The following is a 26,989-nucleotide window of genomic DNA, read 5'->3' on the forward strand; positions in this document are numbered from 1 at the left end:
CTTACTTATTCCTCAACCTGTGCCTCTTCAGCAGCATCTGTACCATCTTCATTCTCCACAGCCGCCTCTTCACTGGTCTGTACTGTCTCATTATACAGCTTCTGGAAGAATTTCATAGTATCATCATACAGAGTCTGTCTGTCTTCATCTGTAAGTTCGCTAAGCTCTGGAACTGCCTGTACACCTTCACTCAGTCCGAAAAGGTCCTTCAGTGCCTTATCGATCATATTCAGCTCAGGAGTCATATAAAGCTCTGTACCGTCTGCCTGGTAGGACTCAGTTCCCTGTTTCAGTACATCCAGATATGCTTTCTCTACATCCTCAGAAAGAGTTGCTCCGTTTTCTGCATCCAGCACAACTGTGGAAACTGCAGTTTCATCACCCATAGCAGTCTGAAGAGAAGCTGCATCTCCCTCGTACTCACCCTTACAGAATGTCTCTGTCTGGGTAAATAATGTTTTCTGATCCTCTGTCAGAGAGGAGGTATCCAGTTCATCTGCTGTATCTGCAGTTTCACTGCCATCAAGGGATCCGTCTGTATCCTCACTGCCGTCCCAGTCCCCATTATCCATATCTTCTGTATCAGAGGAATCTTCGTTCTGGCTATCTGCACTGCCTGTGTCCATACCTGTCTCCTGTTCCAAAGCGGTATCCTCTGTGGAGCTCTCCAGTACATCTCCTCCAAGCACACTGTTATCTACGCTTCCCAGAATGTCATCTCCATCTGCGGAATCCCCTGCATTTACAGTATCATCTTCCTCTTCGTCCACTTCACCAATCTCATCACTGTTTCCGGAAGTATTCTGATCCACCTGTTCCAGAGTTGCTTTTACATCATCATAATCGTAATCCTGCTGTGCGATCTGCTCCAGAAGCTCTACGATCTTGTTGATCTGGTCAGAATCCAGAGTTACATTATTCTGCTGAGCCACATTCACTACAATGTTATAGATATCATCCGCATTCTGTACATTGTTCTGAATGACCTGCATCTTGGAATTGTTCATAACAGTAGTTGCATCATTCTTGCCTACCTCATCAGCCAGATTTCCTGTCACTACCATTTCCTCTGTTGCCAGTTCCTTCTTGGTGCTGTCCAGCTGCTCGCCTGTGGCAGTCTCATAAGCCATCTGGATTCCAGTCAGTGCGCCTGTACCGGAAACCTCAAAAGGACATGCTGCAACAACTTCACAATTCTTTACACCGGAAGTAGAAAGAGATGTAGCGATCATATTACAGGTTACCCAGTTCAGGTTTGCTGTACGGACTTTAATTCCGCCGGATGTGGTTGGCTTTACATAAGCACAGCTTACTGTCCTGGTTCCGATCTGCTCAATAGGAACGTATGCGCTCAGATGATCTCTCTCATCCTGATTGGTGATCGTCAGGATCTGTACCTGGTCACTGCTTACATTAAAATATTTCATCATAGTGTTCTTCTGTGCATCTGTAAGGTCAGCCCCCAGTGTTACAACCTTCATGGAATCTGCCATTGTCGGTATTGTGGTCCCGGAAACCACCAGACATGCACTGCAGAGCAATGCACCTAATTTCTTAATATTTTTCATATTATAACCTCCCTGTGTTTGAACAAAAGACCTCTGGTTCTTTTTCGTGGCTTTTATTATAACATATTTTTATTATAATTTGTATTTCTAATTTAATGGTTTCTAATTTAATATCAATTTAATTTCAGATACTTATGGTAAAATCCAGGCAAAGGTGGTATAATAATCCCATTAATATAACAGACGGCAGATTTGGCTGTTCTTTTAATGGCTTCAGCCGACTTAATGATTGAGAGGATGGTGCGGTTATGAATATTAAAATTGATGAATTATTAGCAGCTTTAAAGAAAAAAGAAGAAGAGCAGGATAAAAATACAGTTCTCTGGGTATTGGCGATCATCGGTGCTGTCGCAGCAGTAGCAGGTATTGCATTTGCTGTTTATCGCTTCTTTGCTCCGGATTATCTGGAGGATTTTGAAGAAGACCTGGATGATGACTTTGATGATTATTTTGAGGATGAAGAATAATCCAGAATATGATCAGCAGTCTTCGTTGACTGTACAGCAATCAGAAAGCTCCGGCTGAACCCGGAGCTTTTTTTAACGAAAGGATTTAAGTTATTTATGAAAAAAGGCGAAATATATGATGGCACAATTGAAAAAGTAGATTTTCCCAACAAAGGGACTGTGATGATAGGAGATCAGAAGGTCACTGTCAAAAATGGCATTCCCGGACAAAAGATCCGTTTTATGATCAACAAAAAGCGTTCCGGCAGGGCAGAAGGACGTCTGCTGGAAGTTCTGGAGAAATCTCCTCAGGAAACCAGAGACCCTGCCTGTTCCATTTTTCCGGAATGCGGCGGCTGTATGTACCAGACCATGTCCTATGAAAAACAGTTGGAAATGAAGGAACGCCAGGTCCGGGAGCTTCTGAACGCAGCATTGGAAAGCGCAGACTATAGCTGGGAAGGCATCCATGGAAGCCCTATGGAATTCCGTTACCGCAATAAAATGGAATTTTCTTTCGGAGACGCTTACAAAGATGGCCCCCTCACTCTTGGTCTTCATAAGAAAGGCAGCACCTATGATGTACTTACAGCATCAGATTGTAAGCTGGTTCATGAGGATATGACAAAAATCCTCTCCTGTGTCCACGAATATTTTTTGAAGCTGAATGCTTCCTATTATAAAAAGATGCAGCACACAGGTTATCTCCGACATCTTCTGCTCCGACGGGGAGTAACTACCGGAGAAATTCTGGTACATGTTATTACCACCAGCCAGGAGGAATATGATCTGGAGCCGCTGAAGAATCAGCTTCTCGCCCTTCCATTGGAAGGAAAAATCGTAGGCATCATGCACATTATCAACGATTCTCTCTCAGATGTGGTACAGAGTGATGAGACCCGTATCCTTTATGGTCAGGATTACTTCTATGAAACTCTGCTGGGATTGCGCTTTAAAATCAGCACCTTTTCCTTCTTTCAGCCAAACTCTCTGGCAGCTGAGGTTCTGTATTCCGTTGTTCGGCAATATATTGGAGATACCAAAGATAAGGTAGTCTTTGACCTCTATAGCGGAACCGGCACCATCGCCCAGCTTGCCGCCTCTGTAGCAGATGAAGTAATCGGTGTCGAAATTGTGGAGGAAGCTGTAGAAGCAGCAAGAGAAAACGCAGCACTTAACAATCTGAAAAACTGCAGATTTATTGCAGGTGACGTACTGAAGGTACTGGATGATCTGACTCAAAAACCGGATGTGATCATTCTGGATCCGCCCAGAGACGGCATTCATCCCAAAGCACTGCCTAAAATCCTCTCCTATGGGGTAGATCATATTGTCTATATTTCCTGCAAAGCCACCAGCCTGGCCAGAGATCTTCCCGCATTTCTGGAGGCAGGATATCGCCTGGAAAAAGCCTGCTGTGTAGATCAGTTCTGCCAGACTGTCCATGTGGAGACAGTGGCTTTATTAAAGCGTACCTTAACATCAGAATAATTTTCCCCCAGAAAAAAGAGCTCTCTATGTCAGATTCTTTTCCTCTGACATAGAGCGCTCTTTTGTATTCTTTTCTGCTCAGATTTTCTTCAGCTTTGCAAATCCGGCAAACATTTTTTTCACTCCTACTTTATCGAAATCTACTGTGACCTCGTAGTCTCTTCCTCCTTCTACGATATTTTTCACCACACCTACTCCAAATTTCACATGGCGCACAGTATCTCCTATCTGATAGTCCAAAGAATCCGCCTTGGTGACCTTAAACTGAGTTGCCTGAAAAGGCTTGGCAGCAAACACCTGCTTCATTTTGGAAAGACTGCTGTCTCCGGTTAGGGATTCTGAGATCTTCGGTTTCTTTTCTTCTACCTTATAGCCCAGATCCACCAGTTCCCTGGGAACCTCACGAACAAATCTGGATACCTTATTATACTGGACATCTCCGCGGATCATCCTCTGTCTGGCACTGGTCATGGTCAGCTCCTTCATTGCCCTGGTGATCCCTACATAACACAGACGGCGCTCTTCCTCCAGATCAGAACGGTCATCTGACATAATAGACATATAAGAAGGAAAAATCCCATCCTCCATTCCTACCAAAAATACATTGGGAAATTCCAGACCTTTCGCACTATGAAGAGTCATAAGAAGTACATAGTCCTGATCCGGATCTACACTGTCAATATCTGCGATCAATGCAATTTCTTCCAGAAATCCGGACAAAGTTGCAGGTTCTCCTCTCTCCTCCCCTGCTTCCTGATAAGCTTCCGTCTTGGAAATCAATTCATCGATATTTTCAATCCTTGCCCTGGATTCCTCTGTATCCTCTGCCTCCAGCTCCGTCACATAACCGGTAAGGCGGATTATTTCTTCCAAAAGCTCTCTGACTGTATAAGCCTCTGCCTTACTTTTCAGGCCCTGAATAAAAGTAACAAATCCATCAATCTTTGACAGACTTCTTCCTATAGAGGGAATCTCCTCTGCCACACGTAATGCATCATAAAAACTGATATCCATCTGATCTGCATAATCCTGCACCCTGCTCAGAGTAGTAGCTCCGATTCCTCTCTTGGGCACATTGATAATACGTCGCACTGCCAGGTCATCCTTGGCATTATTGATGGTTTTCAGATAACAGAGAAGATCTTTGATTTCCTTACGCGCATAAAAGTTTACTCCACCCACTATTTTATAAGGAATATTTGCCAGAAGACATTTTTCCTCAAAAAGGCGGGACTGGGCATTGGTACGGTAAAGGACGGCAAAATCCTTATACATTCCTTTTCCTTCCCGGCGCGCTCCGGCAATCTCTCCCACTACATATTCTGCCTCTTCATATCCATTCATAAACTGGCGGAAATGGATTTTCTCTCCCTCCTGATTCTCTGTCCAGAGAGTCTTGGGCTTACGTGCCCTATTGTGGGCAATGACTTCATTTGCAGCCCTGAGAATATTTTGGGTAGAACGGTAATTCTGTTCCAGCCGGATCACTGCGGCATCCGGAAAAACATGCTCAAAACCAAGAATGTTGCCAATATTGGCGCCTCGGAATTTGTAGATGGACTGGTCATCATCTCCTACTACACAGAGATTCTCATATTTTGATGCCAGCAGACTTACGAATTTAAATTGTGCAGTATTGGTATCCTGGTACTCATCTACCATAATATACTTAAAACGCTCCTGATAATTTTCCAGCACATCCCCACAATTCTGGAAAAGCTCTACTGTTTTCACAATCAGGTCATCAAAATCCAGCGCATTATTCTTACGCAGAGATGCCTGATATTCCCGGTAAATAGCAGCCACTTTCTTCTTATTGTAATCCCCTGCAGCATTCATCTCCATTTCGTCCGGAGTGATCAGCTCATCCTTTGCATGTGAAATCTGGGCTAGCAGGGAACGTTCCTTATAAATCTTGGTATCCACATTCAGTCTGCGGCAGATGTCTTTCATAAGGGTTTTCTGATCATCGGTATCATAAATAGTAAAACTGTTATCATATCCAAGTCTGTCAATATGCCTTCTGAGAATACGCACGCAGGTGGAATGAAAGGTAGATACCCAGATACTCTCTGAGCCAAAACCTACGATCTTATCCACACGTTCTCTCATCTCACTGGCAGCTTTGTTTGTAAAGGTGATAGCCAGAATATTCCAGGGATTGACCCCTTTCTCATCTATCAGATATGCAATTCTGTGAGTCAGCACTCTGGTCTTTCCTGAGCCCGCCCCTGCCAGGATCAGCAGTGGTCCTTCTGTATGAAATACTGCCTCCTGCTGTCTGGAATTTAATGTATTGTAAATATCTCTCATTTTCTGCTCCTGTATTCGATAGCTATTTCAGTTCTCTCCCAATTATACACAAAAGCGGACCATACCACAACAGTTTTCAACATACACCCCTGTTTGTCCATTGACAATCCACAATTAAATGCCTTATACTGACACTGACTTGCAGTAAATTGATTCTACTGCATACATACACTTTTGAGGAGGAATAAGTCATGAAAAACAACAATAGCATTAAAACCGTTGTAGCCGTTGGTATCGGTGCAGCGCTGTTCTTTGTACTTGGACGTTTTGTCGCAATCCCAAGTCCGGTACCTAACACCAATATCAGTCTCCAGTACGCAGTCCTGGCTCTGCTGGCCGTTATGTACGGACCGGTAGCAGGGGGACTTATCGGATTTATCGGTCATACTCTGATCGACCTTTCCTGGGGTGGAAGTCCATGGTGGAGCTGGGTGATCACTTCTGCTTTCGTAGGTGTGATCGTAGGTCTCTTTGCCAAAAAACTGAATGTACAGGAGGGAGAATTTGGCAAAGGAAAGGTTACTCTTTTCACAATTGCCAATATTGCAGCACATGTGATCGGATGGATCGTTGTTGCCCCTGTACTGGATATTCTCATCTATGCAGAACCTGCTAATAAAGTATTCGCACAGGGTGCTTTTGCAGCCATCTCCAATACGATCACAGCAGTAATCGTAGGCGGACTTCTGGTTCTGGCATATACCAAGACCATCGCAAAAAAAGGATCTCTGGATCAGGAATAAGCTTCAGACAAAAAGCCTTGTCATTTAGCGAAAAGCTTATGTGATAGGGCTTTTTCTTTTTCAGGACTCACCCTCTAAAGTACGTGATTATTATAGAAACAATTTTTCGATTATTATAGAAATTAATTTGAGGTTAAACAGATGACAGAACAAAACTTACCTGTTATTTCATTTAAAAATTTTTCATTTCAATACCGTGCCCAGAAAAAGCCAACTCTGACCGGAATTAATCTGGATATTTATCCGGGAGAACGTGTTCTCATTGCCGGCCCCTCCGGAAGTGGCAAGAGCACGCTTGCAGGCTGTATCAATGGTCTGAACCCTTTCTCCAATCCCGGAGAATGCACAGGTTCTCTTATTGTAGACGGTGTAGATGCTCCACACAGCAGCATCTTTGAACTCTCTGCACATGTAGGCACTGTACTCCAGGATCCAGACGGACAATTTATCGGTCTGACTGTGGGAGAGGATATTGCCTTTGCGCTGGAGAACAGCTGTATGCCACAAGAACAAATGCACAGTATCACCAGACATGCTGCTGAACTGGTGGGAATCCAGGATCACCTGGACTATGCACCTCACGAATTATCCGGTGGACAGAAACAACGCGTCAGCCTGGCCGGAGTCATGGTAGACCAGGTAAAGATCCTGCTTTTTGACGAACCACTGGCAAACCTTGATCCTGCTACAGGCAAACAGGCCATCGAGCTGATCGATGAGATCCAGCAGAAAACTGACACCACTGTTCTGATCATTGAACACCGTCTGGAGGATGTCCTCTGGAAAAATGTGGACCGGATCGTTCTGGTGAATGAGGGAAAAATCCTGGCAGACCTTCATCCCGACGAACTGCTCTCCACTACCCTGTTGGCAGATAACGGAATCCGTGAGCCTCTGTATGTGACCGCTATGCGTTATGCCGGAATTGAAATTGCGCCATGCAAAAAGCCCTCACATATAAATTCTCTGATTCTGGATCAGACAGATCAGAAAATGCTTCAAAACTGGTTTCATCAAAAAGAACTTTCTGAGCCTTCCGGCACACCGGAACCGCTCCTTGAGATAAAGAACCTAAGCTTTGGATATACCCGGAACCACCCCACACTAAAGGATGTAACTCTTACCATATACAAGGGAGAAATGGTCAGCATTGTAGGACGCAACGGTGCAGGTAAATCTACCTTGTCCAAGCTGATCTGCGGGTTCGAAACACCTGATCAGGGAACCTTACTTTTTAATGGCAAAGATTTCTCCGGAGAAAATATCCGTCGCCGCGCTAAATATATCGGATATGTCATGCAAAATCCAAATCAGATGATTTCAAAGACCATGATTTTTGACGAGGTAGCCCTAAGTCTGAGAAATACCGGTATGGCAGAAGACCAGATTCGCGAAAAAGTGGAAAATACATTAAAAATCTGCGGACTTTATCCCTTCCGTAACTGGCCGGTATCTGCCCTCAGCTTTGGTCAGAAAAAACGTGTAACCATTGCCAGCGTGCTGGTACAGGATCCGGAACTGATCATTCTGGATGAGCCTACTGCAGGACAGGACTTTCATCATTATACAGAGATCATGGAATTTCTCCGTACACTCAACCAACGCGGAGTTACTGTTATAATGATCACTCATGATATGCATCTGATGCTGGAATATACGCCCAGAGCTCTGGTCTTCTCTGATGGGCAGCTGATCGCAGACCGAAGTGCAGCCGCAGTTCTCTGTGATGAATCCCTGATCACTCAGGCCGCGTTAAAAGAAACCAGTCTTTTCACTCTCGCTAACCGATGCGGTATCACTCCGCCGGAAGCCTTTGTGGAACGTTTTATTGAAGAAGACAGGGAGGTACGGGACAATGGCCGCTAATACTGTATTAAATTATCTTCCAAGAAAAAGTGTGATTCACAGACTGACCGGAACTACCAAACTGGCATTCTTCCTGCTCTTTACCTTTGCAAGTATGATCACCTACAATACCTGGGTGCTGCTCGGACTCCTGGCAGTAAGCATAGCTGCTTTCAGACTAAGCAAAATTAAGATTCGGGAAGTACGGTTTATGATGATCTTTATGCTAGTGTTCCTGTTGCTGAACAATCTGTTTATCTTTTTGTTCGACCCCAATCAGGGAACCCATCTGTACGGCACACACCACGTACTATGCCATTTATTCTGGCGATATGACCTGACCGCAGAGCAGCTGTTTTATATGGTCAATATTTCTCTGAAATACTTTGTAGCCCTGCCTGTAGCCATCCTGTTTATCTCTGCCACTGATCCCAGCGAATTTGCGGCAAGCTTAAACAGTATCGGTATTTCCTATAAGGTAGGCTATTCTGTGTCCATTGCCCTGCGCTATATTCCGGATATCCAGAGAGATTATCACAGCATCAGCCAGGCTCAGCAGGCCAGAGGTGTGGAGCTGGGAAAAAATGAAAGATTCTTTTCCAGGCTAAAAAACTCCGTTAATATACTGCTGCCGTTGATTCTTACCAGCCTGAACCGGATCGATACCATCTCCAATGCAATGGAACTTCGTGGCTTCGGCAAAAACCAAAAACGCACCTGGTACACCCAAAGGCCTTTTGCACGCAGAGATTTTCTCACGCTGGCGCTGGGCGTACTGCTGTTATTGTTCAGTCTGACAGTAACTATAAAATGCGGACGTTTTTACAATCCATTTTGCTAATTCAGTAAAAAAAACATTTACAAGTAGTATTTGAAACTATATAATAGGGGACAGAGGTGATGAAAGATGACAATCGATGAAAAAGACATGATCAACAGTATTCTGTCCAGTATTTCCAGAATTGACTATATTAAACCGGAAGATATTCCAAATATTGACTTATACATGGATCAGGTCACAACCTTCATGGAAGAACAGCTGGCTGCCACCAAGCGCTACGGGGATGACAAGATTCTGACCAAGACCATGATTAATAATTACGCCAAAAATAAGCTTCTTCCCTCGCCGGAAAAGAAGCGTTATTCCAAAGAGCATGTACTTATGCTGATCTTTATTTACTATTTCAAGAATATCCTGTCTATCAATGACATACAGACTTTATTCACACCGATTGTGCAGAAATATTTCAAGTCTATGACAGAAAAGGATATGACCTATATATATAATGAAGTTTTCAGCATGGAGAAGGATCAGATCGAATCTCTGAAAAAGGATCTGCTCCGCAAATATAAAACAGCACAGGGGACTTTCAAAGATGCAGATGAAGAAGACCAGGAAATTCTCAAACGCTTTTCCTTTATCTGTCTTTTAAGCTTCGATGTTTATGTAAAAAAGATGATGATCGAGCATCTGATCGATGGGATGAATCCACCAGCAGAACAGGATTCCAAAAAGAAGAAATAACTGACTGCTCATAATCAAACGAATACTGTTCAAGAACGAATTTTTGCCATTTCCATAATAAAAAAACCAGAAATACACCTATCTGTTATTGATAAGTGATTCCTGGTTTTTATAGTTTACCCTGTGAACATCACTGATTATTTTTCTACCGCTCTGAATGTAAATTTAACCGGCTGGTAATCTCCTGTTGTCAATGGCAAAGGCAGACCTGCCTTCATAAGAGCTGCACCTGTATATACTTTTCCTGTTGCTGTGTCTTCGTATTTCATATCAGCATCCAGCCCCTGTGGGTAGAAAAGATAAATATAAGGATTTGCTTCACTGTGGAGTCTTACTCCGCATACAACCGTTTCTTTCTTATCTTTTGATACGAACTGCCAGAGTACATGGTTGTTGTTTTCGAATGGATTCACCAGACGATAATAGTCTCCGGACTGTACCAGATGCTCCATTTCTTTATACTTCAGAATCTGCTCTCTGGCTGTCTTTTTCTCTTCTTCGGACATCTTCATCAGATCCAGCTCATAGCCAAAGGTACCTGCGGATGCAACAATTCCTCTTGTCTCAAAAGGAGTCGTTCTTCCGGACTGATGGTTCGGGCATACGCTGACATGTGCGCCCATTGCACTTATGGGATATCCGAAGGATGTACCATACTGGATTTTCAGTCTGTCAATAGCATCTGTATTGTCACTGCACCAGATCTGCGGAGAATAGTAAAGCATTCCTGCCTCAAATCTTCCGCCTCCGCCTGAGCAGGACTCAAACAGAAGATTCGGATATCTCTGCACCAGGCTTTCCATCATTTCATAAACAGCCAGCACATATCTGTGGTAAACCTCTCCCTGACGTTCCTTTGGAAGAGCTGCTGAGAATACGTTATCTACGCTTCGGTTCATATCCCATTTCACATAATCAGCCTTGCATGCATCCAGAACCTTAAAAATCTGGTTCATAATATGTTCGCGTACTTCTTTTCTGGTAATATCCAGATTTAACTGATGTCTGCTTCGGTTCATGGCACGTCCCGGGATCTTTAGTGCCCAGTCCGGATGTTCTCTGTACAGATCACTGTCCTCAGAGATCATCTCCGGCTCTACCCACAGACCGAATTTCAGTCCAAGTCCATGAATCTTCTCTGCAAGTGCGGGAAGTCCGCCTTTAATCTTCTCTTCATTTACTTCCCAATCACCAAGTGCACACCAGTCATTGTCTCTCTTTCCAAACCATCCGTCATCCAAGACAAACATATCCAGTCCGATATTTTTTGCCTCTTCTGCAATGTGGTAAATCTTATCTGCGTCAAAATCAAAATAAGTTGCTTCCCAGTTATTTACCAGGATCGGTCTTGGCTGCTCTGTGTATTTGCTGCGGATCAGATTGCTTCTGTATGCATCATGATAGATTCTGGAAAGTTTTCCGAAGCCTTCTGCTGAGTATGCCATGATCACTTCCGGTGTCTCAAAACTCTCTCCCTGTTCCAGTGTCCAGGAGAAATGATAAGGATGGATTCCCATTGCCACACGGGTATGTCCTACCTGATCCACCTCTGTTTCAAATAAGAAGTTTCCACTGTATGCAAGTGCATATCCATAGCAGTTTCCGTAAGTTTCCTCTGTATTTCTGTCACAGAGGATCACAAATGGATTGTGATGATGGCTGGATGTGCCACGGATACTTCCCACAGACCAGTTGCCATGGCTAAGAGGAGTTCTCTCCATCTGACGTTCCATATTGTGTCTGCCATAGAAATGGACTGCCTCCAGTTCTCTGTATTCATAGTCCATTTCCACAGACATTGCTTTTTTTACTGTAACCGGTGCTGTACCTGTATTTTCCAGGCGTACCGCTCTGGTGATCACATCAAGATGAGGAAATACACCATAGAGAAGATGTGCTTTCAGTCCGCTGGCACGGTCTGTCAGAACAATTTCCAGTGTCTCTGCCTCATCTTCCTTTGCAAACATTGCCGGAAGCCCTTTCAGGCTGTACTTTCCTTTTGTAATCTCATAGGACTCAAATTTCAGATTTGCAGTATCACTGCCGTCTGCCTGCTCTGTCTCCAGGCCATTGATACGATAATCACCATTTCCATATGCAGTATATTCCTGTGGCAGGGTATCTAATGAAAATGTTTTGTCCTTTTCTGCCTCATAAGGATTTCCTGAAAATCCTCTGTCCACACATACGATCCTGTCTGTGATCAGTGCATCGCCTACCGGACTTCCATAATACAGATGAACCAGAGTATCATACTCTCTTACCTGCATCTGATAAGTGCTGTGCTCTGTTCTCAGGTCGAATACTTTCTCTGCCTCGTGATATTTGATCCATTCCATACTCTGTACCTCTCATTTCTTTGTTCTTTCTATTTTATAGATGTTCTATCTATTTTTTATGTAACCAGGTATCGCTGTTTGTTTCGGTTAAAACGCGTACTGATCAGGTTCTGTGTCCACGTAGTGATGTCCCTCTTCCTCCTCTTTGAAGTAGGGCTTGAACAGTTTCCACATAAACCAGGAATCTGCATAGGCAGTCAGGGAGAATCCAAACATCAGCCAGATCAGCAGATATACCGGGAAAAGTTTTGCATCTACAAGTGTCATTGTCATTGGCAGGATTGTGATCACTGCCACAGCTAATGCATAGCCTATATGTTTAACCGCAAAATAAAATGCGTTTGTGATCAAAGTCATTGTTTTATTTTCAAATGCTGCAACTGTTGGAAATACATACAGCGCAACTGCCACCAGAGGAATATATACCGCAAAGATCACATAATTAAAAATCTGTGACATGGATCCCGGCATTGTTGCCAGAGCTTCTTTTTCCATATAAATAAATATTCCTGCTGCAGCCATCAGAATCCAGATCAGTGTGGACTGCCTGAAATTCTGCTTAAAACTCTTAAAAAAATCATGAAGTACTCTGATATCTCCATCTTTATGGAGCTTCAATGTACAGTAAAATAATGCAGTGGTGGATGCCCCTGCTGTGATAATCGGAAGAGAGCACACGATCCACAGCAAATTTAATGCGATCAACTGACCTAAAAATCCAAATATTCTGTCAAAGAGACTTCCTGGTTTCATTTCTATCTACCTCTTCCTTTCCTGTCATTTATCTTTTTTTATTTTATATTTCAGTTTTCTTTCTCTAGAGCATGTTAAAAAAAACCATTCCCGCAAATTGTGACGCACATCTTGGGGAAAGCATTTTTCAGACACACTCTAAATATTATCAAATCCAGTTTCAGGCAAGCCCTGCTACAATCTCTGGTCTGATTTTATAACAAAGCCTGCCTGTGCCGCTCAGATCAAGAGAAAACTCTGTCTGAACACCTGAACTTTTACTTAATATTTATTGTTTATTTTTATTACAGCTTACCACCAGATGTTGCAATACCTTCGATGAACTGCTTCTGGAAGATCAGATACAATACGATCATCGGGATACATGCAAGCAGAGATGCTGCCATCAGCTGCGGATAATTGTTGGTGTACTGTCCCTGCATTTTTGCAAGTGCTGCTGACAGAGGCATTACATCTTTGTTACAGATCAAAGGCCACATCAGGTCTTTGTATGCAAATACTGCTGTGAAGATTCCCAGCGCCACCATGGAAGAACGTGTCAGAGGAGCCATGATGAACAGGAAGGTCTGGCCGATGTTACATCCATCAAGGCGTGCAGCCTCTTCCAGATCTTTCGGAAGTCCCATATAAGCCTGTTTGAGGAGGAATGTACCAAATGCAGTAACAATACCAGGAAATACCAAGGCAAAAATGGTATTGAGCATTCCCATTTTACTTACCATTAAGTACTGTGGGATAATGAAGATCTGTCCAGGAACCATCATCTGGAAAAGAACCAGAGAGAACATCAGGTTTTTACCCCTGAAGTTCAGACGTCCAAATGCATAGCCTGCCAGTGTTGCTGTCAGAACCGCGCATACAACACGACCCAGGATCAGAAGCAATGTATTGATATACAGATGTAAGAAATCCATATTTTCGATTACTTCTTTAAAGCTGTCCCATCTCCATGTAGACGGGAGGATTACGAACGGGTTGACAGAGGTTGCCTCTGTCATAGTTTTGAAAGCTGTCAGGATCATCCATAAGAAAGGAACCAGCATGGTAATAGATACCAGTATCAGGATAACATGGATCAGAACTCTGTTTGCTTTATCTCTTGCTGACATAATTATCCCTCCTTAGTTATAATGAACCCACTTCTTCTGCGCAATGTTCTGGAATACTGTCATGATCATAATTACAACCAGAAGAAGTACGACAATTGTTGAACCATAGCCTTTATTATTCTGTACAAAGGAATTCTGGTAGAACAGGTAAACAAGTGACTGTGTTTTGTAAAGTGCAGGATTGTTTCTATCCATAACCATAAAGATCAGGTCGAACACCTGCATGGCACCGATAACACGGGTAACCATTACAAAGAAGATGGTCGGTGAAAGCAACGGAATTGTAATGTGGAAGAACTGTTTAATTCCAGTTGCTCCGTCAATGCTTGCTGCTTCATAATAATCTCTTGGGATTTCCTGCAGACCGGACAGGAAAAGTACCATATTGTAACCAATGATGGACCATACACCGATCACTGCGATCGCATAAACTGCAATCCTCGGATCAGAGATCCAGTTGATCTTTGTATGGAAAATGTGATTGAGAAGACCAAACTCTGAGTTAAACAGCCATCTCCATACCATGGCGATCGCAGCCGGAGCGGCAACCATAGGCAGGAAGAAAATAGTTCTGTAAACAGCACGGCCTTTCATTTTACGGTTTAATAAAACTGCCAGTACAAGTGCGATAGCAATGGAAAACGGAACTTCCACAATGGCATATTTAAATGTATTTAATAATGCCTGCCATACTTCCGCATCGTGGAACAGCTTTACATAGTTGTCAAAACCAATGAAGATATTTCCCTTACCGAAATCTCCGGTCTTGAAAAAGCTCTCATAAATGGTCTTAAAAATCGGATAGATATTTAAGATGATCAGACCAAGCATTGTAGGAAGAATGAACGCCCATCCCCAGATGAATTCATTCCGCGCCTGACTGGTACCTTTTTTTGGATTTGCCACGGCTCTCACTCCTTCTTATCATAGAATTCTGTTGCTGATTTGAATGGAAAACTGCCGCATATGAGCATACCCTTTGTGACTTCTGCGGTTATCACATAATCGGAATCTTTTCTGCGGCAGCTTTTCTGTTTCTTATTTTTTATGAATGGTTTTGTTAAACATTAATTAATAGGACTCTTCTGCAATGGCATCGTTCATAATAGTAACGATATTCTTGCATGCATCATCCATGCTTTCTTCATCATTCCATGGTTTCTTCAATTCTTCGCACATTGGGTTCCACCATGCAAGTGTTGCATTTGTGTGTGGTCTGAATACGATATTGTCCATTGCATCCATGTATGGCTGTAAGTTGAAGCAGTCAACACTGTTAACCCATCCATCGGACATTCCTTCGTAAGCTGCCATTGTTACACCAAGGTCAGCCTGTTTCTGCTGCATATCTTTTGTACCGAACCACTCAATAAGCTGGAAAGCTTCATCCGGCATATCTGTGTTTGCAGATGCTGCCCATCCAAGACCATTGTAAAGAGATACGCTCTCTCCTGTTTCAGCATCTTTCGGAAGTCTTGCCACATCACAGTGTTCTTTGATATAATCGTTGTCTTTGAAACCAGATACCATCCAGGATCCCTGAGAGATCATAGCTACTTTACCAGATCCGAAGAGTACGTCTGTACCTGTTTCGGACATTGTAGATGCAGGAGGCATTACATTTTTAACACATTTATCAACGAATTCCATTGCTTTGATAGTGTTTGGATCATCAAAACCGGATTTGTTATCATCTGTCAGTACACATCCGCCCATGGAGTAAATAATATTCATCCACGTATCCTGCTCGTTAGACGGGTTTGCTGCGAAACCATACTGACTTCCGTCTTCTTTTGTAAGTTTCTCTGCAATATCATAGAACTCATCCCATGTCCAGCTTCCGTCCGGATAGTCGATTCCTGCTTCATCGAACATATCTTTGTTGTACCACATGGCGATTGTATCGATGTCCTTCGGTACTGCATATGTTTTTCCATCCCACTGATACATTTCTTTGATATCTTTCGGGAATTTGTCCATTTCCAGTTTGTCGCTGTCTGCAACCTTGTCTGTCAGATCAAGTAAGATATCATTGGACATATATCTTACTGCTTCGTTGGAATGCATCCAGAATACGTCCGGCATGTCTCCGCCTGATGCACCTGCTTCAAGAAGTGTCCAGTAGCTGCTCCACTCTACTACCTGAAGTTCAGTTTTGATTCCTGTCTCTTTTGTAAACTCATCCATGATCTCCTGAAGTCCGGCTTTCTGTCCGTTATCCCAGATTGCAACTGTCAGGGTTTTGTCTTTCGCCTGTGCGCTTACTGGTGCAAGGGAAGTAACTGCCATAGCACCGATCACTGTTGCGACTGTGAGTTTTTTCATGTTTTTTCTCATATACATCCTCCTTTATTCGTCGTTTCGACGTGTTCCTTGTGATTCTTATTATATGTTTTTGTCTATTTTTTTTCAATAGACTAATGAAATAAATTTATGTCATAATCGTTATGGAAAAATCGCTGAATTTATGGTAAAATGTCAACAGCGACTTGAATTTATGCGTATTTACAGGATATCATTCCATATGTCTTTATATCAATTAATACCCGCAGTCAAAGAAAATAGAAAAAGGAATTGCGCAAATGCCAAATGTAAAATATACGGACAGCGCTACTTTCCGCTGTCTTGAAAACCTGAAAGAAGGCTCCCTTGATATCAGTCTGATCCATACGGGCAAAGAACACTGCCCGCCCGGACATATCTGTTCCATGCCAAGAGATGAGTTCATCATCCATTTTGTGCTGGACGGTACCGGATTCTATTCTGCCGGAGGTCAGACCTGGAGCCTTACTCCCGGACAGATGTTTGTAATTTATCCAAATGAACCTATCACATATGGTTCAGACGAAATCAATCCCTGGACTTATGCCTGGATCGGTTTTCGCGGAATCCGAGCTCATTCGATGGTAAAAGAATGTGGATTTTCCAAAAATCAATTAGTGCTTCCTGCACCGGATCAGAAAATAATCCTGAAACACATCGATTATATGCTGAATCATAAGCAGCTTTCCAAAGCCAATGATCTAAGGCGCCAGGCTTATCTGATCCTGTTGTTAGCCGAGCTTGCCGACTTTCATGAAAAGCAATCTGCACAGAACAAAAAAAGTGCTAAATATGCTTACAGCACCAGTGTTTACGTAGAGCTTGCCATTGAATATATTAAAGACATGTATCAAAAAGGAATCGGAATTTCTGATATTGCAGATAATATCGGAATCAGCCGTGCCTATCTGAACAGTTCCTTTCAGAAAGAGCTTGGAATGTCCGCACAGACCTTCCTCATTGATTATAAGATGCATAAAGCAGCCAGTCTTCTGGTCAGCACCAGTCTGTCTGTTAAAGAGATTGCTAATAATGTGGGCTATGAAGACCAGCTTGTTTTTTCAAAAGCTTTTAAGAAGAAGTTTGGAATGAGTCCGAAGAATTATAAGACTCATAAAGAAATGATGGATAAATTTAACGAAAAGCAGGTAGACGATCCCGTGTGATCGTTCTGCCTGCTTTTTGTTGATTTTTTATTTCTGTCTATTGCTTTTCGCAACCTCCATAAGGAGCTTACCTGATTCGGTTATTATTTTGCAGTTAAAACATAAATTCTGGACTCATAGTCTGTGCATGGTTCGTCTTCACTTGTAGGTTCACCTGCTGTACAGTCTGTGGTGAGCAGTCCCAGATTCATCAGCTCATCCCCGTAGTTTTCTGTTTCATTATACTCATTTCTGTAGATAAGATCCGGATCCAGTCCCTGAAGCCGCACTCTGGTAAAATCTGCGTTTACTACATTTCTTTCCCTGTACCAGAATACCAGCGCTGTTTTTTTGTCCTCGCTGACTGTCATCCACACAGTTTCATTGCCCTCAAAAGGACTCTTCAGTCTGTAAAAAGTTCCAAACTGGATCAGTTCTCTGTATTCTTTCATAAAGGTAATCTGCTGTTTTACTTCACTGATTTCCTCATCAGACAGTTTATTCAGATCCAGCTCATATCCGAAAGTTCCAAAATAAGCTACATTTGCTCTTGTATGTAACGGAGTTTTGCGGTTTAGCTGATGGTTTGGCACTACAGAAACATGACTTCCCATGGAGCTTACCGGATAACACATGCTTGTGCCGTACTGGATTTTCACACGCTCTGCCGCATCTGTATCATCACTGGTCCATCCCTGTGGCGCATAGTAAAGGATTCCCGGATCAAAACGTCCGCCACCGCTTGCGCAGGACTCAAAGAGAATCTGCGGAAATGCAGTATTTAACCGCTCATACAGATCATAAACTCCGAGAATATATCTGTGGAACACTTCTCCCTGACGGTCTGCAGGAAGTGCAGCTGAATAACATTCCGTAATACTTCTGTTCATATCCCATTTGATGTAGGAAACCTTTGCTTCTGAGAGGATTTTGTACATCATCTCATAAATATAGTCCACCACTTCTTTTCTGGAGAAGTCCAGCACATACTGATTTCTGCCATGACAGGAATGCCTCTGGGGTGTCTGCAGGATCCAGTCCGGATGTGCACGGTAAAGGTCGGAATCCTTATTCACCATCTCCGGCTCAAACCACAGACCAAATTTCATACCCATCTCTTCAATCCTGTCTGCGATTCCCTTGATTCCCTGCGGAAGACGCTCTCTGTTTGCCACCCAGTCACCAAGTCCTGCATAATCGTTGCTTCGTGCACCGAACCATCCGTCATCCAGCACAAATAATTCAACACCACATTCCTTTGCCTTTGCAGCAATTTCCACCAGACGGTCCTCTGTAAAATCAAAATAAGTAGCTTCCCAGTTATTGTTAAGGATTGGCCTGGGACGGTCTCTCCAGTAACCTCTTGCCAGTCTCTTCTGATATAATTTATGGAAGGTCTGGCTCATTCCATTCAGACCCTTATCAGAAAATACCACTACTGCTTCCGGAGTCTGAAAGCTCTCACCACAGTCCAGCTTCCAGTCAAAATTCTGCGGATTGATTCCCACAGTGATACGGGTTGTATCATGAGTATCCACCTCTGCCTGCATTCTGTGATTTCCGCTGTAGATCAGGCTGAATCCCATCACTTCTCCTGCATTTTCTGTTGCCGACGGACGTCGGAGCACAATAAAGGGATTATGTTCATGGGAAGAATTTCCTCTGATGCTTCCCACAGACTGGATTCCCTGCTCTAATCTGCGCTCTTTCACATGACGTTCTCTGGACCATGCACCTGAAAACTGCATCCACACATAATCCTTGTCCGGCAGATCAAGACTGAGGCTCATTGCATTTAACAGATGTACTGATGATGCACCCTCGTTTGTAAATCTGGCACTTCTGGTGATGATTCCCCTCTGTGTAAAAATAGTATAAAGCAATTCCAATACAATTCCTGTTACTTCATCTTTCAATTTTACACATAAGGTCTGGGCTTCTTCGTCTTTCTCAGTATATGTAGCCGGAAGTCCCTGAAGTTTTGGTTTTCCAGCTGCAATTGTATAACTTACATAAGTAAAATCAGAAATCCTGCTGCCGTTTTCCTGAAGGATCTCCATTGCCGGATAACGGTAATCAGAACTACCATACACCGGATATTCCAGTTTCAGATGCTCCAGCGAAAATTTGCGGTTTCCCTCATAAACACAGGCTGTCATTGGTCGCTGCTTCATCTCAAGAAGATATGAAAAATCTTCTCTGTCATGGATTCTTTTCCCAAAATAGAGATTTCCAAGATGTCCATTTGGAAGCACACACATAATATAACTGATGTCATTGTTGTATAAATGGAATGTGTTTGAACTTTCATGAAAAATAATACTCATAACTGTCCCCTTTTTATAATAGATTCAATATGCATGATGTCAGGGGCAAAAGGTTTTTTGACCCTAACTTGATATCACGGATTGCTCCGCGGCTGTGCTGATATCATATACATTATTATAGAGAAAGTTATTCTGAGGCGTTATGGCATTATGTTTGTCTGAACCTTTAAAATGTTAACTGTTGATCAGCTGTTCCAGCCCATCCTCTGATACTTCCAGGTTTCTGCGGTTTTTACTTCTGTCCTGCCTGCGAAACTGCGTTGGTGTCAGTCCTGTTTCATGTTTGAATGCCCTGGCAAATCGTTCTGCATTTCCATAGCCACAGGATTTTCCAATTGATTCTACAGACAATTCCGTAAGAACCAGCAATTCCCTTGCCTTTGTAATACGGTATTTCTGCAGAAAGTCCTTTGGTGAAATATGAAGTTCATTCATAAAGATCGTGTACAGATAACTGCGGTTAACATTTAAATGCTCTGCCAGTTCCTGTACTCCGATTCCACAGGCATATTCATTTTTTATAAATGCCATAGCTTCTTTGATATATGCTCCATACTTGCTTTCGCTTCTATATTTCTTTTCTTTTGAATTACCCAGATAAGTATCAATCACCACATCTTTTGTAAGAACTGAAAAGAAATCATATAATCGTCCCTGCAGATAATACAGATTTGAGGTGGTACTTTCTGTATGTTTCAGAATATCCAGCACAATTTTCTTTAACTCTTCTCCACTTTCCGAACGGAAGATCAACTGCTCGCTGTTTAATCCGATATCCCGAATATATTTTCCTGCATTGGTGCCGCCTACTCCAATCCAAAGATAACTCCAGGGATCATCTTTATCTGCCTGATAGAAAGTCTGTGTGCCCGGCTCGATCAGAAACCCCTGTCCGGCAGTGAGATAATGTTTTTGTCCGGACACCTGATACATTCCTTTTCCTTTCACTACAAAATGGATCAGATAATGTGGACGGGATGCCGGGCCATAGCAATGCAGCGGCCCGCATTGTGCGTAGCCGCTGTAGCTTAGATAAAATTCTTTGAATTTTGGTTCCTGTAATTGTAAGACATATGAATCTTCCATAATATATAGTCTGCTCTCCTGTTTTATAAACAACCATTAACTCCCGGCTATATCATAAGGCCAGTGAACACTCATCTATCTTCTTTAATTCCTCTTCACTGAAGGATGCACTGTCCAGCACTTTCAGATTCTCAAGGATCTGCTGTGGACGGGATGCCCCGATGAGAACGCTGGTTACGATTCCGTCGCGGAGAATCCATTTCAGTGCCATCTGAGCAAGACTTTCGCCTCTCTCTGCTGCAATTGCATTCAGGCTGCGGATACTGTTAAGACGTTCCTCACTGAACTGGTCTGCATGGAGAAAACGTCCGTCTGTGTTGACACGGCTGTCTTTTGGGATTCCATTCAGGTATCGGTCTGTGAGCATTCCCTGCGCCAGAGGACTGAAAGAAATAATTCCCTTTCTCCTCTCTGCTGCTGCCTGTTTCAGACCATTTTTCTCAATCGTTCTGTTAAAAATATTATACGAATTCTGATTAATGATAAACGGACAGTGCAGTTCCTCCAGAATATCTGCGGCGCGTTTCATTGTCTCACCATCATAGTTGGAAATTCCAACATACAATGCCTTTCCGCTTCTGACAATCTGTGCCAGAGCCTCCATGGTCTCCTCAAGAGGAGTCTCCGGATCCATTCTGTGATGATAGAAGATATCTACATAATCCAGACCAAGACGTTTCAGGCTCTGGTCAAGACTGGCGATCAGATACTTACGGCTTCCCCAGTTTCCATAAGGTCCCGGCCACATGTCGTAACCGGCCTTTGTACTGATAATCAGCTCATCTCTGTATGCAGAAAATTCCTCTCTCAGGATTTTTCCAAAATTTTCCTCCGCACTTCCAGGCTGTGGGCCATAGTTGTTTGCAAGGTCAAAATGTGTAATTCCATTATCAAATGCTGTGAAGCACATCTGCTTCATATTCTCATAAACACCGGTATCTCCGAAATTATGCCATAAACCCAGAGATAACTCCGGCAGCATCAGCCCACTGGCACCACAGCGGTGGTATTTCATAGTTTCATAACGTTTTTCATCTGCCTGATACATAAGATAATTTCTCCTTTTTCTGTAATCATACATCCTGTTCCACTTATTTTCAACAAATATTATTAGCATTATTAAAAAGCCACTTTCTGACTGAAAATGGCTTTTTTAACAAATAAACTATATTAAATCCCTTTAAAGCTAAAGGAGAATTCCATCTTTCCGTCTGCATTCAGCAGATATTCCTGATGGGTATATGCTCCCCAGCTGTCGTCACCGCCGATTCCCATCTGGCCTTTGGCTACGCGTACTACTGTGTAATGAATCTGTGGGAGTTCATATGGATGCATGGCATTTTCCATCTCATGTGGAGTGTATGGGAGTGCAGAGAACATCATTGATTCTCCATCCATTTCAAAGTACATTCCTCTGCCCTTGCGATCTGTGACTTTCGCCCAACGTACTTCCTCTTTTGCTCCGCATTCCTGCGGTACCATGTATCTTGCTATGTTGTCCACAACTTTGTTCTGATAAACGCCCAGTTTTGCACCTTTTTTACGGTCTGCATAGGTTTCAGCTTCTCCCAGTCCATACCACTGAACATTGTCGTAATCTGCATTGAATTTGAAAATCACCCCAAATTCCGGCATATCACCAAGTTCTTTTACAGGGTCATAAGTTAAAGTTGTCTTCACCTTTCCATCGCCGAATACTTCGTAGGTGAGCTGACACTCACTGGCTGGTGTGGTTGGCATCAGATAGGTAAATGTTACTTTTACAGAGTGGTCTGTTTCTTCTGCCTGTGGTAAATTGGATGGGCCGTATGCACCTTTTCTGTATTCTTTGTGGCTTAAATACATGCTGGCAATTTTCCACTGTGCGTAGCGCATCTGCATAAGATTTCCACAGTCATTATCTGTTGGTGCACGCCAGAAGTTTGGTTTCGGGATTGCCTCGATCATCTCTTTGCCCGCATATTTATAGGAAACCAGACCACCATTGAGGACAGAGAACATTACTTCGAAGTGCTCGCCGCGGACACCAATGTTGTGTGTGCTTCGGATGATCTGTGGCTTCTTTACAAACGCATCTGATACACATACATCTTTTTCCGCTGTAATCGCTGTTTCTGCTGAATCTGATTTTCCATCCGGAACATCCTCTTTCACCTGATATACATACTGTCCAAACGCAATTTCATGACCTGCAGGTGCCCATATTTCTTCCTCTTTCAGATGGAAGGAAACAGTAATTGTATATTCTCCGGCTGCCTCAGCCTTTTCAAAAGGCAGTTTATATTCTTTCGTACTCAATGGCTCAACTGCTGTTTCCAGTGCTTCTGTACAAATCACTTTTCCATTCTTTGCAAGTGTTACCTTACAGTCAAAAGTATCTGTATTTACAAAGAGGTTCTTGTTAATCACTTTTACTGTATCAGCTGTCACCTCTGCTGTAATATTCTGATAATTGAATTTCACTTCCTGCATCTTGGGAGATGGCTCTCTGTCACCGCCATATGCGATTCCGTTACCACTGAAATTATAGTCTGTAGGGCGTTCTCCGAAATCGCCGCCGTATGCCTGGAACTCTTGTCCATAGCGGTCTTTCTTATAAATAGACTGGTCAATGTAATCCCAGATAAATCCCCCCTGATATTTTGGCTCTGTATCTGTCAGATCTGTATATTTGTGCATGGCACCGCAGGAATTTCCCATGGCATGTGTATACTCACAGCAGATAAACGGTTTACTGTCATCCTTTGCCAGAAACTTTTTGATTGCTTCTACAGACGGATACATCTGGCTTTCCATATCACTGGTATCATTATAACTGCGGTCATGGAAAAGTCCCTCATAATGTACCAGACGGGTAGAGTCATTCTTACGGAAAAGCTGAGACATTTCATAGATATCTTTTCCGCCAAAAGATTCATTTCCACAGGACCAGATCAGGATTGCCGGATGATTCTTGTCTCTCTGATACATGGAGTTGGCACGGTCAAGCATCATATCCAGCCATTCCGGTTTGTTGTGAGGAACAACATGAATATAATCCTTTGTAAATTCCGCCACATCCCAGGAACCATGGGATTCCAGGTTTGTCTCATCGATCATATAAATACCATATTCATCACAAAGCTGATAGATCAGTGATGTATCCGGATAATGACAGGTACGGATAGCATTGATATTATTCTGCTTCATAATGCGAAGATCCTTGCGTAGTTCTTCCTCTGATACATGTCTGCCGCTGACAGAACTGAATTCATGACGGTTTACGCCCTTAAACACGATACGCTTTCCGTTCAGAGTCATAATGCCGTTCTTCATCTCGAAACGGCGGAATCCAACCTTCTGAGGAATCACTTCCTGAATATTTCCTGCTTCGTCATAAAGTTCAATTGTAAGATCATAGAGCTGCGGATCTTCTGCACTCCATAATTTTGGATTATTGATTTTCCATGCAAAGCTGTTCTGTACAGTCTTGCTGCTATTTGTTTTCTGAATATAAAATGGCTCTGCATTTGCTTCTTCATTTCCAGCTTCTGTAAGAGATTTTTTCTCTTCCAGTACACATTCTCCATCTTTTTCAAGTCTGAAAACAATGCTACCTTTTCCCCATGTCTTTACCTTAATTTCAAGATCTGCTGCATCCAGATTCTCTTCCGGGATTGCACGGATCTGAAGATCATATGCATGAGTATCCGGAACTGTATAAAGATACACATCTCTGTAAATACCGGAAAAACGGAAAAAGTCCTGATCTTCGCACCAGCTACTGGAAGTCCATTTGAATACCTGTGCTGCCAGCTTATTCTGTCCATCTTTAAGATAATCTGTCAGTTCAAACTCAGATGGAGTAAAAGAATCCTCACTGTAGCCAACAAAGGCTCCATTCAGCCATAGTGCAAATCCGCTCTCTGCTCCCTGGAAAGAAATAAACAATCTCTTTCCCTTCATATGTTCCGGCACTGTAAAATATTTCACATAGCTTGCAACCGGATTAAATCTCTCCGGAATCTGACCGGGATAAATTTCCTCATGTCCTTCCCATGGATACTGGACATTAGCATACTGGGGTGCATCATATCCTTCCATCTGGATATGTGCCGGTACATGAATATCCTCCCAGTCATAACAGCAATACTCTTCCTTTTCAAACCCCGGAATCACATTTGCATAATTACGGGCATAATGAAACTTCCACAGACCATTCAGACAGTAACGAAAAGAAGTCCCATCCCCTTCCTGTAATGCAGTCTGCATTTCTTTTTTATCTTTATAATATACATGATCTGAATGAGCTTCCATTCGGTTATCGCAAAAATACTGCGGATCTTTTACCAGTGAATAATCAAATGTTTTCATCTTGTTCCTCCTGATATTAATGTGCTGAGAATTTCTATTAATTCCTTATTCTTACTATCCGATTCAAAATCTCGTCAAGCGGATAAAATCATCCGCTTTCGCTGCGTGGCTCTATACCGAATAACTGCTTCTCAATTATTCATTTAAATCTGTAACGGCCCATCAAATAGTTATAAGTTCTCTTTATAGTTCCGATTATAACATCTCATTTTTCTATTCAGTTTGCAAATTCGATCATATAATATTTATTTTCAATCTTTACAATTTTTGAATATTCCGACTTACCAGCCTTCTTCCGTTCGAATATCAAACTTCAACAGCTGCTGCTCATAATTTTCCCCTTTTTTTCTCCACTCCGCCGGTGATATTCCCATAAGACTCCGGAAATTTCGGTTAAAAGTAGAATCCGTTGTAAAGCCACATTCTGTCGCAATGTCAGCTACAGCCCTGTCTGTTTTTTTCAGATACTCACAGGCAGTCCGTATTCTCACCAGATTCATATATTCTACAGGACTCATATGCATACATTTCGAAAACAACCTGCGAAAATGAGATTCACTTAAATGGCAGTTCGCAGACAACTGCGATACCTTTATATTTTCCCTGTAATGATCCGCAATATAATCCAGAGTATCCGAGATGATCCGCATACTCCTGCTCTGCTCTTCATAAAGCCTCTCCTGCTCCGGCGTTCCATTCATTCTGGCAATCTGCACCAACAATGTCAACAACAGACCACTGGCCTCCTGCAGATAAAATTCTTCCTCATAACGCATAATATCCATAATTTTAAGAATACACTGCGCTACAAACGGCTCTTCTTCTGCTTTCAAAAATAATGCTCTTGAATTGATTCTGCGTATCATTTTCTCCGCCTGCACCGGTGTCTCGCAATTCTTTTTCAAAAATCCCTCAACATCCACAAACAGATACTCCCATTTACAAATAGTACCCTCTCTGCTGTCCGTTGTATGCGGAAATCTCTCCGGAATCACACTAAACTCCCGTCCCGAAAACATATTTTCTTCTTCACCCAGCATAAGAATCCCATCCCCATAATAACAAAACCCAATTTCCATAAAATTATGAAAATGCAGATTCTCCACACCCGTCCCATAATTCTGCACCCAGCGCTCTCCCAGAAGAGGAAGGATAGGACTTCCTGCAGGCATGTAATAATAGCGTAATTCTATTTTAGGTTTCTTTTTTTTCATAACTTTTTTCCTGTTTATCCAAAAACTCTCCCACATCAATCTTCATAAATCGATTGATATGGGAGAGTTCTGCACTTATTTATTCTTATACTATCTTATTCCCCTTTAGATTCCTTCTCATCCATCCTGGAGAATACCATTTCATAACCATCATTTCCATAATTCAATGAACGATTCACACGGCTGATCGTTGCAGTGGAAGCTCCGGTCTTCTCTGAAATATCAAGATATGTTCTTTTATCCATCAGCATTTTTGCTACTTCAAAACGCTGTGACAAGGAAAGCAGCTCATTGATCGTACATACATCCTCAAAAAAAGTATAGCACTCTTCCTTATCCTTCAGGCACAGAATCGCTTCAAAAAGATGATCCACGGCCTCTGTTCTGATTTTTTTACTCATTTTTCCCGC

21 protein-coding genes are annotated in these 26,989 nt (G+C 42.6%); 8 read left to right on the top strand and 13 right to left on the bottom strand.

Annotated features, from left to right (window positions below; all coding sequences use genetic code 11):
• Positions 1-5: 5 nt before the first annotated feature.
• Positions 6-1,568 (bottom strand): DUF1002 domain-containing protein, encoded by a 1,563-nt coding sequence (locus tag ACTNDS_RS06815; protein WP_441034620.1) that lies wholly within the window; start codon positions 1,566-1,568, stop codon positions 6-8.
• Between the two features lie 248 nt (positions 1,569-1,816).
• Between ACTNDS_RS06815 and ACTNDS_RS06820 the strand changes: the two genes are divergently transcribed.
• Both ACTNDS_RS06820 and rlmD read left to right on the top strand, forming a co-directional pair.
• The gene (locus ACTNDS_RS06820; RefSeq protein ID WP_019162731.1) at positions 1,817-2,035 is read left to right on the top strand and encodes a hypothetical protein; all 219 of its coding nucleotides are present in this window, start codon (positions 1,817-1,819) and stop codon (positions 2,033-2,035) included.
• Between the two features lie 96 nt (positions 2,036-2,131).
• Positions 2,132-3,505, top strand: a complete 1,374-nt coding sequence (gene rlmD / locus ACTNDS_RS06825; RefSeq protein WP_441034622.1) for a 23S rRNA (uracil(1939)-C(5))-methyltransferase RlmD — start codon at positions 2,132-2,134, stop codon at positions 3,503-3,505.
• 78 nt (positions 3,506-3,583) lie between these two features.
• On the opposite strand, the gene pcrA is transcribed toward rlmD, so the two are convergent.
• A complete protein-coding gene (gene pcrA, locus ACTNDS_RS06830) occupies positions 3,584-5,818 on the bottom strand; it encodes a DNA helicase PcrA (RefSeq protein WP_441034624.1) in 2,235 nt (744 codons plus the stop codon).
• Positions 5,819-6,009: 191 nt separating this feature from the next.
• Here pcrA and ACTNDS_RS06835 point away from each other — a divergent pair, with 191 nt between their 5' ends.
• From ACTNDS_RS06835 to ACTNDS_RS06850, 4 genes are all read left to right on the top strand, one after another.
• Positions 6,010-6,561: an ECF-type riboflavin transporter substrate-binding protein gene (locus tag ACTNDS_RS06835; RefSeq protein WP_441034626.1), complete on the top strand. Its 552-nt coding sequence runs from the start codon at positions 6,010-6,012 to the stop codon at positions 6,559-6,561.
• A 141-nt stretch (positions 6,562-6,702) separates the two neighbouring features.
• The gene (locus tag ACTNDS_RS06840; RefSeq protein WP_441034628.1) at positions 6,703-8,427 is read left to right on the top strand and encodes an ABC transporter ATP-binding protein; all 1,725 of its coding nucleotides are present in this window, start codon (positions 6,703-6,705) and stop codon (positions 8,425-8,427) included.
• Positions 8,417-9,247: an energy-coupling factor transporter transmembrane component T family protein gene (locus tag ACTNDS_RS06845; RefSeq protein WP_441034630.1), complete on the top strand. Its 831-nt coding sequence runs from the start codon at positions 8,417-8,419 to the stop codon at positions 9,245-9,247. Before ACTNDS_RS06840 ends, ACTNDS_RS06845 begins: the two co-directional genes overlap by 11 nt.
• A gap of 66 nt (positions 9,248-9,313) precedes the next feature.
• Positions 9,314-9,931: a DUF1836 domain-containing protein gene (locus ACTNDS_RS06850; protein ID WP_173742221.1), complete on the top strand. Its 618-nt coding sequence runs from the start codon at positions 9,314-9,316 to the stop codon at positions 9,929-9,931.
• 137 nt (positions 9,932-10,068) lie between these two features.
• On the opposite strand, the gene ACTNDS_RS06855 is transcribed toward ACTNDS_RS06850, so the two are convergent.
• Together ACTNDS_RS06855 and ACTNDS_RS06860 are read right to left on the bottom strand one after the other, a co-directional pair.
• Complete coding sequence (locus tag ACTNDS_RS06855; protein ID WP_441034632.1) at positions 10,069-12,270, bottom strand: alpha-galactosidase; 2,202 nt, start codon at positions 12,268-12,270, stop codon at positions 10,069-10,071.
• Positions 12,271-12,357: 87 nt separating this feature from the next.
• Positions 12,358-13,023: a YesL family protein gene (locus ACTNDS_RS06860; protein ID WP_118565985.1), complete on the bottom strand. Its 666-nt coding sequence runs from the start codon at positions 13,021-13,023 to the stop codon at positions 12,358-12,360.
• A 71-nt stretch (positions 13,024-13,094) separates the two neighbouring features.
• On the opposite strand from ACTNDS_RS06860, the gene ACTNDS_RS06865 reads away from it, so the two are divergent.
• The gene (locus ACTNDS_RS06865) at positions 13,095-13,223 is read left to right on the top strand and encodes a DUF6783 domain-containing protein (RefSeq protein ID WP_441034634.1); all 129 of its coding nucleotides are present in this window, start codon (positions 13,095-13,097) and stop codon (positions 13,221-13,223) included.
• Positions 13,224-13,307: 84 nt separating this feature from the next.
• Here ACTNDS_RS06865 and ACTNDS_RS06870 read toward each other — a convergent pair whose 3' ends face one another.
• The 3 genes from ACTNDS_RS06870 to ACTNDS_RS06880 all read right to left on the bottom strand — a co-directional run bounded on the left by ACTNDS_RS06870 (position 13,308) and on the right by ACTNDS_RS06880 (position 16,469).
• Positions 13,308-14,132, bottom strand: coding sequence for a carbohydrate ABC transporter permease (locus ACTNDS_RS06870; protein ID WP_055199750.1), 825 nt, complete (start codon positions 14,130-14,132; stop codon positions 13,308-13,310).
• 12 nt (positions 14,133-14,144) lie between these two features.
• The gene (locus tag ACTNDS_RS06875; RefSeq protein WP_441034637.1) at positions 14,145-15,038 is read right to left on the bottom strand and encodes a carbohydrate ABC transporter permease; all 894 of its coding nucleotides are present in this window, start codon (positions 15,036-15,038) and stop codon (positions 14,145-14,147) included.
• Positions 15,039-15,203: 165 nt separating this feature from the next.
• Complete coding sequence (locus tag ACTNDS_RS06880) at positions 15,204-16,469, bottom strand: ABC transporter substrate-binding protein (RefSeq protein WP_441034638.1); 1,266 nt, start codon at positions 16,467-16,469, stop codon at positions 15,204-15,206.
• A 245-nt stretch (positions 16,470-16,714) separates the two neighbouring features.
• Here ACTNDS_RS06880 and ACTNDS_RS06885 point away from each other — a divergent pair, with 245 nt between their 5' ends.
• On the top strand, positions 16,715-17,620 hold the full coding sequence (locus ACTNDS_RS06885; protein ID WP_441034640.1) for an AraC family transcriptional regulator: 906 nt from the start codon (positions 16,715-16,717) through the stop codon (positions 17,618-17,620).
• A gap of 83 nt (positions 17,621-17,703) precedes the next feature.
• Here the strand turns inward: ACTNDS_RS06885 and ACTNDS_RS06890 are convergent, their stop codons facing one another.
• The 6 genes from ACTNDS_RS06890 to ACTNDS_RS06915 all read right to left on the bottom strand — a co-directional run bounded on the left by ACTNDS_RS06890 (position 17,704) and on the right by ACTNDS_RS06915 (position 26,980).
• The gene (locus ACTNDS_RS06890; RefSeq protein ID WP_441034642.1) at positions 17,704-19,926 is read right to left on the bottom strand and encodes an alpha-galactosidase; all 2,223 of its coding nucleotides are present in this window, start codon (positions 19,924-19,926) and stop codon (positions 17,704-17,706) included.
• A 174-nt stretch (positions 19,927-20,100) separates the two neighbouring features.
• Positions 20,101-21,012: an AraC family transcriptional regulator gene (locus ACTNDS_RS06895; protein ID WP_441034644.1), complete on the bottom strand. Its 912-nt coding sequence runs from the start codon at positions 21,010-21,012 to the stop codon at positions 20,101-20,103.
• A 52-nt stretch (positions 21,013-21,064) separates the two neighbouring features.
• Positions 21,065-22,060, bottom strand: a complete 996-nt coding sequence (gene mgrA, locus ACTNDS_RS06900; protein WP_441034646.1) for an L-glyceraldehyde 3-phosphate reductase — start codon at positions 22,058-22,060, stop codon at positions 21,065-21,067.
• Positions 22,061-22,182: 122 nt separating this feature from the next.
• Positions 22,183-25,365, bottom strand: coding sequence for a glycoside hydrolase family 2 TIM barrel-domain containing protein (locus tag ACTNDS_RS06905; protein WP_441034648.1), 3,183 nt, complete (start codon positions 25,363-25,365; stop codon positions 22,183-22,185).
• A gap of 281 nt (positions 25,366-25,646) precedes the next feature.
• On the bottom strand, positions 25,647-26,579 hold the full coding sequence (locus ACTNDS_RS06910) for a helix-turn-helix domain-containing protein (protein WP_441034650.1): 933 nt from the start codon (positions 26,577-26,579) through the stop codon (positions 25,647-25,649).
• Positions 26,580-26,674: 95 nt separating this feature from the next.
• Positions 26,675-26,980 (bottom strand): YerC/YecD family TrpR-related protein, encoded by a 306-nt coding sequence (locus ACTNDS_RS06915; protein ID WP_019162748.1) that lies wholly within the window; start codon positions 26,978-26,980, stop codon positions 26,675-26,677.
• Positions 26,981-26,989: the final 9 nt, after the last annotated feature.

The sequence above is a fragment of the Blautia sp. HCP3S3_C12 genome (genome assembly GCF_052064155.1).
In the GTDB taxonomy this organism is placed as follows: domain Bacteria; phylum Bacillota; class Clostridia; order Lachnospirales; family Lachnospiraceae; genus Blautia_A.